The following is a 14,394-nucleotide window of genomic DNA, read 5'->3' as shown; positions in this document are numbered from 1 at the left end:
CAGCTGAATCGAGGTGTCTGCATCGCGAGCAAGCTCGCTCCCACAAAAGAGCCCGCTCCCACAGGGGAGCAGCGCCGATCAGTAGCGGTAAGCGTGCGGCTTGAACGGGCCTTCGACGGCGACGCCGATGTAGTCAGCCTGTTGCTTGGTCAGTTGGGTGACCACGCCGCCGAAACCGCGGACCATTTCCAGGGCCACTTCTTCGTCGAGTTTCTTGGGCAGTACTTCCACGGTCAGGCGCTCGGCTTTCTGGGCCGGCGACAGGTCGGCGTATTTCTGGCCGAACAGGAATATCTGGGCCAGGACCTGGTTGGCGAACGAGCCGTCCATGATGCGGCTTGGGTGGCCGGTGGCGTTACCCAGGTTAACCAGGCGGCCTTCAGCCAGCAGGATCAGGTAGTCGTCGTTCTGTGGGTCGAAGTTGCCAGTGCCGGTGCGGTGCACCTTGTGGACCTGCGGCTTCACTTCTTCCCATGCCCAGTTCTTGCGCATGAAAGCGGTGTCGATTTCATTGTCGAAGTGGCCGATGTTGCAGACCACGGCGCGCTTTTTCAGGGCCTTGAGCATGTTGGCGTCGCAGACATTGACGTTGCCGGTGGTGGTCACGATCAGGTCGATCTTGCCCAGCAGCGCCTTGTCGATGCTCGCTTCGGTGCCGTCGTTGATCCCGTCGATGAACGGCGAAACCAGTTCGAAACCGTCCATGCAAGCCTGCATGGCGCAGATCGGGTCGACTTCGGACACCTTGACGATCATGCCTTCCTGACGCAGGGACTGGGCCGAACCCTTGCCCACGTCGCCGTAGCCGATCACCAGAGCCTGCTTGCCCGACAACAGGTGGTCGGTGCCGCGCTTGATGGCGTCGTTGAGGCTATGACGGCAGCCGTACTTGTTGTCGTTCTTGCTCTTGGTCACCGAGTCGTTGACGTTGATGGCCGGGATCTTCAGTTCGCCCTTGGCCAGCATGTCCAGCAGGCGGTGCACGCCAGTGGTGGTTTCCTCGGTCACACCGTGGACGTTTTCCAGCACGGTTGCGTACTTCTTGTGCAGCAGCTCGGTCAGGTCGCCGCCGTCGTCGAGGATCATGTTGGTGTCCCACGGCTGGCCATCCTTGAGGATGGTCTGCTCCAGGCACCACTCGTACTCTTGCTCGGTCTCGCCTTTCCAGGCGAATACCGGGATACCGGCGGCGGCGATGGCGGCAGCGGCCTGGTCCTGGGTCGAGAAGATGTTGCAGGACGACCAGCGCACTTCGGCACCCAGGGCAACCAGGGTTTCGATCAGCACGGCGGTCTGGATGGTCATGTGGATGCAGCCGAGGATTTTTGCGCCCTTCAATGGCTGTTCGCCAGAGTACTTGCGGCGCAGGCCCATCAGGGCTGGCATTTCGGATTCGGCGATGATGATTTCGCGACGGCCCCAGGCAGCCAGGGACATGTCGGCGACTTTGTAGTCGGTAAAATCGGCAGGCGTGATAACAGCGCTCATGAAGAGTCTCCATTCGTAATGTATGCGAATGGGCGCCGTTGTGCGTTTAGTGTCCGTGCGGGGAGCCCCCGTACAAACAACGCCCCATCCGAGCCTGACAGGTCGAGCCTGCTGCAGCGCCCCTCGGACAGGTGGCGGGAACGGTCCAAAGCGTGGACCGAGGTAAAACGGTGGCGATTATAACGGGCTAATTGGATCTTCCAAAAGGGTTTCTGTCGGCAAATCGAAATTGCCGATGACCGTCATAGGGCCCACGACGTAGAGCCTGGCCGTGCGGTCTGCCATGATGCAGCAATCCAACGGCCAGACACTCAGGAGTGATCATGAATTTCCACACCCGCAAATGGGTCAAGCCCGAAGACCTCAACCCCAACGGCACGCTGTTCGGCGGCAGCCTGTTGCGCTGGATCGACGAGGAGGCGGCGATCTATGCCATCGTCCAGCTCGGCAACCAGCGCGTGGTCACCAAATACATCTCGGAAATCAATTTCGTCAGCGCTTCGCGCCAGGGTGACATCATCGAACTGGGCATCACCGCCACCGAGTTTGGCCGTACTTCCATCACCCTGACCTGCGAGGTGCGCAACAAAATCACCCGCAAGAGCATCCTGACCGTGGAGAAGATGGTCTTCGTCAACCTTGGCGAAGATGGCTTGCCCGCGCCTCATGGGCGGACCGAGATCACATACGTCAAGGATCAGTTCAAGGACGATGTGGTCGAGTGAGATCGGCGGTGCTGCCATCGCGAGCAAGCTCGCTCCCACATGTATGTCCAGGTTGCCACTGAACAGCGCTGATCGCCGCGTGTCGTAGGTACATCGCGCCACCGGTTCAGGAGCTGTATGGACACTCATGAAGAAGGCAAGACCCCTGACCTTTCGGCTCAGGAACAGCACGAAGTCGACCGCAACCAGCCACCGCGAGCTGCGGTGCTGCACGAAATCATCCGCACCCAGGGCAATCAGGAGCTGGAGCGCAGTATCGCCGCGCTCTGGTGGTCGGCCCTGGCGGCGGGGTTGACCATGGGCCTGTCGCTGATGGCGATGGGGTTGCTCAACTCCCGGCTGCCGGACCACGAAGGCTTCAAGGTGATCGCCAGTTTCGGTTACTGCGCCGGCTTTCTCGCGGTGATCCTGGCCCGCCAGCAACTGTTCACCGAAAACACCCTGACCGCCGTGCTACCGATCATGAGCAAACCCACGTTGGGTAACTTCGGCCGGCTGTTGCGGCTCTGGGGCGTGGTGCTGGTGGGCAACCTGTGCGGCACCTTGCTGGTGGCCTACGTGATGTTGCACTTGCCGATCTTCGATCAGCGCACCGACCAGGCTTTCCTGGAAATCGGCCGCAAGGTCATGGAGAACGACACCGGCCAGATGTTCGCCAAGGGCATCATTTCCGGCTGGATGATCGCCACCATGGTCTGGATGATCCCGTCCATGGAAAGCGCCAAGATGTGGATCATCATTCTGATCACCTACCTCATGGCGCTTGGGGATTTCACCCACATCGTCGTCGGTTCGGCCGAAGTGTCCTACCTGGTGTTTGCCGGCCAGTTGTCCTGGGAGGATTTCTGGATGGTGTTTGCCGGGCCGACGTTGGCGGGCAATATCGTTGGCGGGAGCTTTATCTTCGCTTTGATCAGCCATGCGCAGATCCGCAGTGAAGTGGGCCTGCCCAAAGATAAGCGCCCAGATAAGCCTGCGCAGCGCATTGACTCGGAGTAGGCGGTTATTTGAATAGCATGTTACGCAAGATCTTGAGGGTTGTTGACTTTGGATCAAGCATCCCGGTGTAGCGCGACCTGTAATTCGCGATAACCCGTTCAAGTGAATTGTTGAACGCGATCTTCTGCTCCAGCGAATTTTTGGATGCTTTTGGATCTTGCAGTTCCAGCAGGTCCCGGATGACTCCTTTTATCAACTTGATGTTCGCGTCGGGTTGGCCGCCGAGAAAGCATGCGGGATTCAGCACATGTTGCACGACGTTAGATATACGGGTGGCAATGTCCTGCAGGTGCATTTTCTCGACGGCGTGGCCGGTCACCTCGGAAGTTGCATTCGGCGCGCCTCTGTCCCACTCGGCGGCGACCTGGAGGAACTGCATGAAGTCCGGGTCATTGCCGTGATTGAGGCGTTTTGCCAGCCATTCCAGCCTGCCGGACTGGTCCGCAAGCTGATCGAGGGTCCCGATGGCCATGTGCATCGGTGGGGTGGGTTCAAGTTTGGTGGATGCCTTGTCGGCCTCTTGGATCGCTTCCTTCAATTGCGTCAACGCCCGTTGTGCGTGGTGCCTGAAGGTGATCGCCTCGGCGCAGGTTTCGTCGTCTTCCAGTTCTATGCTCAGTTGCTCGAATTCCTTGACACCTAACGCCAACAGCGCATCCTCGATTGAGTCAAACCAAAAGGTTTGTCGAGTGGCGTTGTGCTCGTCCAGATGGGTTTGGACTTTCTTGCGCAGTTCTTCCTGGAGATGATCCTTGATCTCCTTGGGCATGCTGAAGTTGACTGTCCCGCTCAACAGGCCGCGGTAATCACCTTTATTGGATTTCAGCGGCACGACGACGGTCTGGTCGGCAAAGCGCTTCAGTTGTTCGGCATTCCATACAGCGCTGGCCGTATGGGGTGCATTGAGAAATTTGTCGATCAGGGCCGTGATGCCCGTGCCTCGCTGGTTTTCCTGGTTCGATTCTTCCGCCTCGAATATCAGGATCAAAGACCCTCTGTCCGGGATCGGGCTCATGGAGATCGCCGGATTATAGATGTCAGGTACCGGTGTGTTGTTCAGGATGCCGCCATCGGCAAACGCCGTGGTTTCAGTGTGTTTCTCATCATTCTGTTGGAAGGGTAGTCCTTGCTGGGTCAGCTTGCTGAACACCACCGGCAGCGACGCGGAGATAAGCGCCGCCACGGCAATGTCCATGTCAGGCGTGGTCTTCTCGCTGAACACCAGCAATTGCGTGTCTTGCTCCAACATGGCGGTGCCGGTGATTTCCACAGTCTTGATCTGTGGGATTTCTTTGCTCAGGACGGCCAGGTCAGCGAAGGTGACGTATTCGTTCCGTCTCACATCGGCAACGGCTTGTTGCGCTTTTTTGGAAAGAGGTTCCGGGTGATCTTTGCAGTGTTGTAGAAGCGCCTTGTAGGATTCCTCCCGGATCAAATTCTCCAGCGGTATCCCCTTGGAACCCAGGCGCGGCAACAGATCACACAGCAATTGCGCCAGCGGAACGTTTTTCAGTTTTTCGCCCAGCTTCGACGAGACATTCTGGAGTGCTTTAACGATAACGTTGGTGCTGTCGAGCAAGGACGTGAGGGGAATATCGTCAAGAATCTGGTCGAAACGCACGTGACTCATGCCGCTGGCGAGTACCGCGGCCGATATGGCCCCTGCAGAAGAGCCTGAAATCGTTCTGATATTGTCCATGAGGCCGTTGGCTTCGAGGGTTTTGATGAGCCCGGAATAGGCCACTCCCTTGGCGCCACCGCCACTGAGGACCAGGTTGGTGATGGGCGGCCGATTCAGGGTGACGTCGACGCTACCATCGCCATGTCGATCGATGGAGATCGCCCGGTCTGTCGCGCGGTTGACCAATAGGCCGTCATTTCCAGGATTCGCTCGTTTTGCGCTCTGGGCTGTGTCCTCGACAGAGCGAGGATGGGGAGATTGCGAGATGGGGGTTAGCATTCTGGTTCGTTCCATGTACCCGTGGGAGGCCGAACTCTAAGCAAAATCTGCCGCCTTATTGCGTTGCGACTCAATTGGACAAACATCCGCCGGCTGTAAACTGCACCCGGTGGCTTTCAACGAAAGCGCTCTGGAACAAGGCTTCTGGAAGAGGGGTAAAACAACCCGCGCGGACGGGGGGAAAGTCCTACTGAAAGTTCCGCCCATTCGCTCACGGGCAGGGCCGATTTCCCAGGCCTCAAACAGCGACTGCCGCCCAGCGTCGTTGTCGATGAATGAAGAACAAGGCGGTCAATACCGTGAGGCTGCCGACCGCTGCTCCGGTCCATGGGAGATCCGCCAGGTCGGCACCGCTGGCCACCACCAACCCACCCATCCAGGCCCCGGCTGCATTGCCCAGGTTGAATGCGCTCTGGTTGAGTGTGGAGCCAAGATTGGGGGCTTCGTGGGCTTGGTCGATGATCAGCAATTGCAGGATCGGGCACAGGGCGAAGGCGAAGATGCCCCACAGCACCAGGGTGATCGCCGCCGGAATCAACGACCGACTGGTCTGGCTGAACGCGGCCAACACCAGCACCACGGCCACGGCCATCCCTACTAGCGAAGGCAGGAGGCGCTGGTCGGCCAGGCGCCCACCGAGGAAACTGCCCGCCGTCAGGCCGACACCGAACAGCAGCAGCATGCCGGTGATGCCGTGAGGGCTGACACCGGTGATGTCCTGCAGGATCGGCGCGATGTAGGTGAACACGCTGAACAAACTGGTGGAGGCCAGCACGCTCATGCCCAGGGCCAGCAACACGTTGACCTTGCCCAGTACCTTGAATTCGCTGGCCAGGTTGGCCCTCTCCATAGGGATTTCCTTGGGCAGCCAGACCCATTGGGCGATGGCGGCGATCACGCCGATGACCGATACCGCCCAGAACGTCGAGCGCCAGCCGGCGTATTGCCCCAATGCCGTGCCCAACGGCACGCCCAGCACGTTTGCCAGGGTCAGGCCAGTGAACATCATGGCAATCGCCTGGGCCCGTTTGTTCGGCGCCACCAACCCGGCCGCCACCACCGAGCCGATGCCAAAGAACGCTCCGTGGCACAGCGCAGTAATGACCCGGGCGGCCATCAGCGTGGCGTAGTTCGGCGCCAGGGCGCAGAGCACATTGCCCAGGATGAACATCAGGGTCATGCCCAGCAGCGTGGCCTTGCGCGGCATGTTGGCGGTGCCAATCGCCAGGATCGGCGCGCCGAATACCACGCCCAGGGCGTAGCCGGTGATCAGTAGCCCGGCCTGGGGGATGCTTACGGCCAGGTCGTCGGCGACATCGGGCAACAGGCCCATGATGACGAATTCAGTCGTGCCGATGCCGAAAGCGGCGACGGCCAAAGCAAGTAAGGCGAGTGGCATGCGCAAGGTCTCTGTCTGTAGTCTTGACGCTCTGATCAGGCATACGCATGCCGGCGCCCCCATTCGAGTGAGCGGGGCAACAGCGAGATTATTGGAATAGGTGTATGCGCAACTGAATGCGGCGTGGTCGGTTGCAGTATAAACGATCGCGAATCAATTCATGAGCCCTGCTGATCGTAGGAGCCGGTGGGACAAAAGAAGGAGCGTACCGTGCTTGCGACGGCCTTGGTGTTGGTAGCGGCGCTGTTGCATGCAGCATGGAATACGCTGATCAAGTTCAGTGGCGAGCGTTTGCTGGTGGTGGCGTGCATGGACAGCGTCGCCTTGCTGTTCGTCGCGTTGACATTGGGCTTTGTGGCCTTGCCGCCTTTGGATATCTGGCCGTGGATCCTGGCGTCGGCGGCATTCGAGCTGTTGTATCGCTATTTGCTGATCCAGGCTTATCGGGTCGGTGATCTGGGGCTGGTCTATCCGCTGATGCGCGGCCTGTCGCCGTTGGTGGTGTTGGCCCTGACCTTTATGTTTGCCGGTGAAACGCTGACGCCCCAGCAGGTCATCGGTATTTTGCTGATCCCGTTCGGCATGCTTTGCCTGTTGTGGCAGGGCGGTGGTGGCGAGCGGCTGCCCTGGTCGATGCTGCCGGTGGTGGCGCTGATCGGCCTGTGCATTGGTTGCTACACCTTTATCGACGGCCACGCTCTGCGGCGTTGGTCCCATCCATTGGATTACCTGGCCTGGGTCACGCTGCTCAGCGCCTGGCCGTTCCCATTGCTCGCGCTGGTGAGCAAGCGGCCGGCGTTCATGAGGTTCTGGCGTGAGCAGTGGCGGTTAGGGGTGGCGGTCGGATTCTGTGTATTGTTCAGCTACGCTCTGGTGCTATGGGCCATGCAACTGGGCTCGATCGCCGAAGCGGCGGCACTGCGGGAAGTCAGCGTGATCCTGGTGGTGTTGTTCGGTATGCGTTACTTGAAAGAACCTTTCGGCTTGCCGCGGCTCTTAGCCTGCGGGCTGGTGGTGGTTGGCATGCTGGTGATGAAGTTCTGACCGGCGCTGGACTTGCGATTTTCTATAAAACTCAAAGAAGGAACTGCGTCAATGACGGTTGCCCTGTGGTGTATTTTGATTGCCTTTATCCTGCCTTACCTGTGCATCGCCATTGCCAAGATCGGTGGAAGATACAGGCTGGCAGATAACAACGACCCTCGGGATTTTCTGGACACACTCGAAGGCGCCCCCCGGCGGGCATACGCTGCGCAACTGAACAGTTTCGAAATCAGCCCGTTTTTTGCCGCCGCCGTGATCGTCGCGCATCTGGCCGGCAATGCCGAGCTGGTGACCATCAATGTGCTGGCGGTGCTGTTTATCACCAGTCGCCTGCTCTACATCATTTGCTATCTGGCGGACTGGGCGATCCTGCGTTCGCTGGTGTGGTTCGTGGGGGCTGGGTTGGTCTTGAGTTTCTTCTTTGTTTCGGTCTGAGCCTGGTTCTTGAACCCCGGTGTCTGTGCTGACCCCATCGCGAGCAGGCTCGCGATGGGGCCGGGACCATCACCAGATTTTTCAGGGATTGGCGGTAACCGCATTTGCCACCTGCGGCACTTGAGGCAGCGCCATGCCTTTGGGCCAGAGCATCCAGATCCGCCCCTGTTGCTTCATGTCCCCGGCCAGTTGTCCGGCCGCCTCGCCCGTGCCCCAGAACAGGTCCGCCCGTACTTCGCCGGTGATTGCACCGCCAGTGTCCTGGGCGGCGACGGGCCGATTCAAGGTGCTGCCGTCGGGGCGCGAGGTGGATAGCCAGAGCAGACTGCCCAGCGGAATCACCTTGCGGTCCACTGCTACGCTGTAGCCGGCGGTCAGCGGTACATTCAGCGAGCCTCGCGGGCCTTCGTTACTGTCGGGGTTACGGTTGAAGAACACGTAGCTGGGGTTGCTGCCCAGCAATTCGGGAATACGGTTCGGGTTGGCCTTGGCCCAGGCACTGATGGTACCCATGGTCACGTCTTCTTTCTTCAGCTCGCCCTGTTCAGCCAGCCAGCGCCCGATGGGGCGGTAAGGGTGGCCGTTCTGGTCGGCATAACCAATGCGCAGTTGGCGGCCATCGGCGAGTCGAATGCGTCCCGAACCCTGGATTTGCAGGAATTGCAGGTTCATGGGGTCGGTCAGCCAGGCGATGACCGGCGCCTTCACCCCGTTGGTTTCGATGGTGGTCGCGTCGTCGTATGGCTTGAGCACCCGGCCTTCGAGGCGGCCACGCAGGCGTTTGCCCTTGAGCTCAGGGTAAATACTGTCCAGCGACACAATGATCATGTCCTCCGGCACACCGTAGACCGGGATATTCGCCGTAGCGGTCTGGGTGAGGCTGCCGGGGTAGACCGGCTCGTAGTAGCCGGTAATCAGGCCGTTGGGGCTGTTGTCCCCTGAGCGCAGGCCATAGACGTCGAGGTTCTGTTTCAGAAAAATGCGTACATCCTGTGCGGTTTGCGGCACATTGGCCGCTGCCGCGCAGGTCGGACCCCAGGTTGCATCAGCCTTGAGCCGGTTGCAGGCACTGCGCCAGGAACCGAAACCGGCCAGCAGGTCTGCATCGGACACCGACGGTAATGCCTCCCACGGTGCGCTGACATAGGTGGCGAGGGCATGGGGCTGAGGTTCTTCGACCTTGTCGCCGCGATTACAACCGGCCAACAGTGCGATCAGCGGTAGGGTCAATGCCAAGCCTTTGTGCCAGGTCTTGATGCGGCTGTTCATGAAGATTTCCTTTGCAGTCATTCGGACGCTGTCAAGCGCTCGAACAACCCATATTGTTGATAGGGCCATTGGTCTTTACCGATGACCCGAGGATACTAACTGCCGTTTCCTGCCCTGAGGCCAAGATGTTTGCAAAACGATTGTCCATGGCCATACTGGCCTGCCTGATGTTATCCGCCTGTGGCGGTGTCGATCCCAATTCTCCCCTTGGCCAGCGCAAGGCGATCTTCAAGCAGATGCTCAAGACCAACGAAGAGTTGGGTGGCATGTTGCGTGGGCGAGTCTCGTTCGATGGCGCACGATTTGCCGAAGGTGCGGCGCAATTGGATCAACTCTCCCATGAGCCGTGGAAACACTTCCCGCAAGTGCGCGAGCAAGACCACACCAGCGCCCGGGATGAAGTCTGGCAAAAGCAGGCGCGCTTTCAGGAACTGGCCCGCCACCTTGAAGCCGCCACCGGTGAGTTGGTGACCGCCAGCAACGTCCAACCCTATAAGGCCAGTTATTTGGGGCCGGCGGTGCAAAAGGTCGAGGATGCGTGCAGTGCCTGTCATAAGGAGTTTCGGGATCATTGACATGTCTTGAAAGATCGCAGGCTTCGCCAGCGCTTACAGTGAATCGCGTTCAACCTGTAGGCGCCTGGGATCTTAATGTTCACTTGTCCAGCTCATCCAGCGCTTCCTGGAGTTCCTTGCGCGAGGTTGCCAGCTTGTCCTTGCGTTTGTTGATCCGCTCGGCGTCGCCTTTCTTCATGGCCTTTTCCAGGTCGGCCTGACGCCGGCTGACGTCGTGCTTGGCATCGAGCACCTTGTTTTCACGCGTCTTGCGCAAGGACGCATCGGTGCAATGGCTGGTGACTTCGTCCAACGCGGTTTCCAGGCCTGCCTGCTGGTCCTGGTTGCCACGGGACTTGGCCAGTTCGATCTGGTTGATGATGCCCTGGCGCTTGGCCGCGCAACCGGTGAGTTCCGTGGGGGGCTCGTTCGCCATCAAGGGGGCGGCCATGGCACTGCATAAGACCAGCAGGGCAACGGGGGACAGGATATTCATAGCAACTCCGTAAAAAATCGCGAGCGGTCGGTACAGATGCGCTGTTGGAACACCTGCTTGCCCCTTGGGTTCAACCGCGCAGGGCCCGAATTAAAAACCGTCGACCCCGGCAGTGCGTAATACGTCACTCAACGCCAGTACCTGCGGGTCGCGAAAAAATGCGCTCAGTTGCGCGGCGCGTCCCGGTCCGATGCCGGCCTCGGCTTGCCATTGTTCGGTGTTGCGCTCGGCCAGTACCTGCCACGGCCCCTCCAGCCGGGCCTCGCCGGCGGGCGGCAGGCCAAGGGCCTTGAGCCACTGGCCGAAAGGGCGTTGCCGGGCGCTGTGCAGGCTGGCGAGCAGGCGGGCGCTGCTGTGTTCGCCGAAGCCGGCAATGTTAGCAAGCTCGGCGGCATCGAGGGTCATCCAATCCAGCAATCCGTCGACTCGTCCGGCGGCCAGCAGCTTTTCCCAGGTGCCGGGGCCGACGTGGGGCAGGGCGAGCCCTTGTTTGCCGCTGAGCCAGCTCAGTCGTGCGAGGAATTGGCTTTCACAGCCGGGTGTCGGCTGCCAGCAGCTCAAGAAGTGATAATCGGCTGCCGCAGGGGCGTTGAGGTCTTGCCGCTCGAGGCTGCGCAGCACGACGCTGTCGAGCCGCGGGATGGTCAGCCCGGCCAGGCTGATAGCGACCCGGTCGCCGGGGCGAATGTCCATCTCCTCCCAACGCTTGAGGGAGCTGACACTTACCCGACGAATCCACCGGTCGTCGAGCCGGATACGTTCAAGCTCCAATACGGGCGTGATGCGTCCGGTACGACCGACCTTGAAGTGAACCTTGCGCACTTCGGCCAGCGCCTGGGCATACGGGTATTTCCAGGCCACGCTCCAGAACGGCGCCCTGGCCTGCCAGCGGTCGGCGGGTGGGCGGCGGCTCTGGCGCAGGACGATCCCGTCGCTGGCGAATGGCAGCGGCGTGCGGTACCAGTGATCGCGCCACTGCTCGGCATCGGCCAATGTCCGGACAGGCTGGTTATAGGCGAGGGTGTCAGCGAAGCCCAACTCACTCAGCGCAGCCATTCGCTCGGGCAGGGTGTCCGGCCCTTCCGGCCAGTCCCAGACAAACAGGCCGATATACACCCCATCGTGCACCGTCAAATTGCTGCGCGCCATCAAGCCTGCAATGGTCCCGCGGGCGTTCACGCTGCCGCTGCCGGCTTGGACATGGGCCTCCAGGCGCCAGTACAACTCGCCCTGTACGACCAGGTCTACGGGCTGGTGCAGTTGCTGCGGGATGGCGCCGATTTTGCGCGCATTTGTGGTCCAGTCATGCCCTTGGACGCCATCGCCGCGGCTGATTGCCTGATGCAGGCGACCCTTGCGATAGACCAGGGTGACCGCCACACCGTCGACTTTCGGCTGGACCCAGACGTCCTCCCGACCGTGCAGCCAGGCGCCCACGGCGTTGGTGTCCTTCAGCTTTTCCAGGCCGGTATGGACCACGGGGTGTGGCACTTTTCCGCCCGCTGAGCGCAGGGGATCGTCGGCCGCCGGGAGGTTAAAACACTGGCGCCATTGGCCCAACGCTGTTCGGGATTGATCATACAGTTCGTCGGCCACCAGCGATTGGCCGAGGCGGTGATAACTGTCGTCCCAAGTGTCGATTTGCTGTTGCAGCGCGGCGATCTCGGCCCGGGCGCGTTCAGTGGGCCAGTCGGGACAGGGCGCGGCGATCGCAGGAGTGGCAATGAAGACAAGACAGGCGAGTGCATACAAAAACGCTGGCATTGAAGCATCCTTGCTGGGTTGAGAACTGAAGGCTAGCCACCGTCGTGGAAGTTGCGAGGCCTGGAGCGTTACCGGATTTTGCGGGGCCTGGTGGCAAACTCGCGGCGGTACAGTGCGAGGTGATTTAGCCGCGCAACTGTGTCTTGCCCTCGTCAGCGGCCGGCGCAGAATGGGCTTTCGATTCGCCGCTGCCTGGAATCCTCCCGATGGAACTGTCGACGCTCGCTGTTTTCATTCCGGCCTGCTTTGCGCTGAACATGGCGCCGGGGCCGAACAATCTGCTGTCCATCAGTAACGCCTCGCGTTATGGCTTCGTCCGGGCGTGCAGCGGCGGCATCGGTCGGTTGCTGGCGTTTGCGATCATGATCGCCCTGGCAGCTGCGGGGCTCACTGCCGTGCTGCACACCTCGGAGTTGTTATTCCTGGTGATCAAGCTCGTCGGTGCCGGCTACCTGTTCTATTTGGCCGTGCAATTGTGGCGGGCCCAGCCCGAGGCCGGCAGCGAGGCCGCGGTCGCATCGATGAGACGGGCCGGCCTGGCGCGGCAGGAATTCATGGTGGCGATCGGCAATCCGAAGGCGATCCTGTTGTTTACCGCGTTCCTGCCGCAATTCGTCGACCGTACAGGCACCGTCACCCAACAATTCGCCGTGCTGGGCGCTTTGTTCCTGGCACTGGAGTGCATCGCCATCGGCCTGTATTGCTACATGGGCATTTACGCGCGACGGCTGTTCGCCCGGCCTAGTGGCAAGCGCCTGTTCAATCGGATGTGTGCGGGGCTGCTCGCCAGTGCGGCTTCGTTTTTGCTGGTGGCACGACGGACCTGAACATTGCGCTAAGCCTTTGTGGCGTCCGCTGGGTTGCGTTGTAGGGGCTGTCGAGTGCAACGAGGCTGCGATCTTTCTCCGGACACTTGAGTCTCAAGCGAAAGATCAAAAGATCGCAGTCTTCGGCAGCTCCAGCGGGAGCGCGCTCCCTCGCCACAACGGTATGAAAACACAAAGGCATGAAAAAGCCCCTGGCGACTCAGTCGCCAGGGGCTTTTTCTTTACACTCGGGTATTACAGGCCGGCAGCGGCGCGCAGGGCGTCGGCGCGGTCGGTTTTTTCCCAGGTGAAGGTGGTGAAGGTATCATCACCCACGGTCTTGGTCTGCGGTGTACGGCCGAAGTGGCCATAGGCGGCAGTGTCCTGGTACATCGGGTGCAGCAGGTCGAGCATGGTGGTGATGGCGTATGGACGCAGGTCGAACACTTCACGGACCAGGTTGATGATCTTGTCATCGCCGATCTTGCCGGTGCCGAAGGTGTTCAGCGAGATCGACGTAGGCTGGGCCACGCCAATGGCGTAGGACACCTGGATCTCGCAGCGCTCGGCCAGGCCGGCGGCGACGATGTTCTTGGCGACATAACGACCGGCGTAGGCCGCCGAACGGTCAACCTTCGATGGGTCCTTGCCGGAGAACGCGCCGCCGCCGTGACGGGCCATGCCGCCGTAGCTGTCGACGATGATCTTGCGACCGGTCAGGCCGCAGTCGCCCACCGGGCCGCCGATGATGAACTGGCCGGTCGGGTTGATGTGGAACTGGGTGTCCTTGGACAGCAACTCGGCAGGCAGCACGTGCTTGACGATCAGTTCCATTACGCCTTCGCGCAGGTCTTTGTAGGACACATCGGGGTTGTGCTGGGTCGACAGGACGACGGCATCGATACCCACCACCTTGCCGCCTTCGTACCGGCAAGTCACCTGGGACTTGGCGTCCGGGCGCAGCCAAGGCAGCAGGCCGGATTTACGGGCCTCGGCCTGGCGTTGAACCAACTGGTGCGAGAAGGTGATCGGGGCCGGCATCAGCACGTCGGTTTCGTTGCTGGCGTAGCCGAACATCAGGCCCTGGTCACCGGCGCCCTGGTCTTCAGGCTTGGCCCGGTCAACGCCTTGGTTGATGTCGGGGGACTGCTTGCCAATGATGTTCATCACGCCACAGGTCGCGCCATCGAAGCCGACGTCGGAACTGTTGTAGCCAATGCCCAGAATGACGTCCCGGACGATCTGTTCCAGGTCGACCCAGGCCGACGTGGTGACTTCGCCGGCGATGATCGCCACGCCCGTTTTCACCAGAGTCTCGCACGCCACGCGGGCGAACTTGTCTTCAGCAATGATGGCGTCCAGCACCGCATCAGAAATCTGGTCGGCGATTTTGTCCGGATGCCCTTCAGACACGGACTCGGAGGTGAAAAGGGAGTATTCGCTCATCTCGATGTT

At 60.5% G+C, this 14,394-nt stretch carries 13 protein-coding genes and 1 riboswitch; of the genes, 6 read left to right on the top strand and 7 right to left on the bottom strand.

Annotated elements, in window-relative coordinates; all coding sequences use genetic code 11:
* Window positions 1-78: 78 nt before the first annotated feature.
* On the bottom strand, window positions 79-1,488 hold the full coding sequence (ahcY, locus tag AACY42_RS05680; RefSeq protein WP_339477502.1) for an adenosylhomocysteinase: 1,410 nt from the start codon (window positions 1,486-1,488) through the stop codon (window positions 79-81).
* Between the two features lie 23 nt (window positions 1,489-1,511).
* A riboswitch (S-adenosyl-L-homocysteine riboswitch) is annotated at window positions 1,512-1,619 on the bottom strand.
* Window positions 1,620-1,811: 192 nt separating this feature from the next.
* Here ahcY and AACY42_RS05675 point away from each other — a divergent pair.
* On the top strand, window positions 1,812-2,213 hold the full coding sequence (locus AACY42_RS05675; protein ID WP_018605038.1) for an acyl-CoA thioesterase: 402 nt from the start codon (window positions 1,812-1,814) through the stop codon (window positions 2,211-2,213).
* A 117-nt stretch (window positions 2,214-2,330) separates the two neighbouring features.
* Window positions 2,331-3,212 carry a formate/nitrite transporter family protein gene (locus tag AACY42_RS05670; RefSeq protein ID WP_018605039.1) on the top strand — a complete coding sequence of 294 codons (882 nt, stop codon included), beginning with the start codon at window positions 2,331-2,333 and terminating at the stop codon, window positions 3,210-3,212.
* A 4-nt stretch (window positions 3,213-3,216) separates the two neighbouring features.
* On the opposite strand, the gene AACY42_RS05665 is transcribed toward AACY42_RS05670, so the two are convergent.
* Window positions 3,217-5,172, bottom strand: coding sequence for a patatin-like phospholipase family protein (locus AACY42_RS05665; protein WP_339477496.1), 1,956 nt, complete (start codon window positions 5,170-5,172; stop codon window positions 3,217-3,219).
* A 238-nt stretch (window positions 5,173-5,410) separates the two neighbouring features.
* A complete protein-coding gene (locus AACY42_RS05660; RefSeq protein ID WP_339477493.1) occupies window positions 5,411-6,571 on the bottom strand; it encodes an MFS transporter in 1,161 nt (386 codons plus the stop codon).
* Between the two features lie 210 nt (window positions 6,572-6,781).
* Between AACY42_RS05660 and AACY42_RS05655 the strand changes: the two genes are divergently transcribed.
* The gene (locus AACY42_RS05655; protein ID WP_339477490.1) at window positions 6,782-7,615 is read left to right on the top strand and encodes an EamA family transporter; all 834 of its coding nucleotides are present in this window, start codon (window positions 6,782-6,784) and stop codon (window positions 7,613-7,615) included.
* 51 nt (window positions 7,616-7,666) lie between these two features.
* Window positions 7,667-8,050, top strand: coding sequence for an MAPEG family protein (locus tag AACY42_RS05650; RefSeq protein ID WP_058544201.1), 384 nt, complete (start codon window positions 7,667-7,669; stop codon window positions 8,048-8,050).
* An 81-nt stretch (window positions 8,051-8,131) separates the two neighbouring features.
* Here AACY42_RS05650 and mltA read toward each other — a convergent pair whose 3' ends face one another.
* On the bottom strand, window positions 8,132-9,319 hold the full coding sequence (gene mltA, locus AACY42_RS05645; protein WP_339477485.1) for a murein transglycosylase A: 1,188 nt from the start codon (window positions 9,317-9,319) through the stop codon (window positions 8,132-8,134).
* A gap of 125 nt (window positions 9,320-9,444) precedes the next feature.
* Between mltA and AACY42_RS05640 the strand changes: the two genes are divergently transcribed.
* Entirely contained in the window at window positions 9,445-9,894 is a 450-nt protein-coding gene (locus AACY42_RS05640) for a c-type cytochrome (RefSeq protein WP_339477482.1), read from the top strand.
* Window positions 9,895-9,973: 79 nt separating this feature from the next.
* Here the strand turns inward: AACY42_RS05640 and AACY42_RS05635 are convergent, their stop codons facing one another.
* A complete protein-coding gene (locus tag AACY42_RS05635) occupies window positions 9,974-10,369 on the bottom strand; it encodes a DUF1090 domain-containing protein (protein ID WP_339477480.1) in 396 nt (131 codons plus the stop codon).
* A gap of 90 nt (window positions 10,370-10,459) precedes the next feature.
* On the bottom strand, window positions 10,460-12,133 hold the full coding sequence (ligB, locus tag AACY42_RS05630) for an NAD-dependent DNA ligase LigB (RefSeq protein WP_339477478.1): 1,674 nt from the start codon (window positions 12,131-12,133) through the stop codon (window positions 10,460-10,462).
* Window positions 12,134-12,339: 206 nt separating this feature from the next.
* Here ligB and AACY42_RS05625 point away from each other — a divergent pair, with 206 nt between their 5' ends.
* Window positions 12,340-12,960, top strand: a complete 621-nt coding sequence (locus AACY42_RS05625) for a LysE family translocator (protein WP_339477476.1) — start codon at window positions 12,340-12,342, stop codon at window positions 12,958-12,960.
* A gap of 234 nt (window positions 12,961-13,194) precedes the next feature.
* Here the strand turns inward: AACY42_RS05625 and metK are convergent, their stop codons facing one another.
* The gene (metK, locus tag AACY42_RS05620) at window positions 13,195-14,385 is read right to left on the bottom strand and encodes a methionine adenosyltransferase (RefSeq protein WP_003177547.1); all 1,191 of its coding nucleotides are present in this window, start codon (window positions 14,383-14,385) and stop codon (window positions 13,195-13,197) included.
* Window positions 14,386-14,394: the final 9 nt, after the last annotated feature.

Source organism: Pseudomonas sp. RL_5y_Pfl2_73 (assembly GCF_963970515.1).
GTDB lineage: Bacteria > Pseudomonadota > Gammaproteobacteria > Pseudomonadales > Pseudomonadaceae > Aquipseudomonas.
The sequence above is the reverse complement of the archived record's forward strand: the minus strand, read 5'-3'. Positions and strand labels throughout refer to the sequence as shown.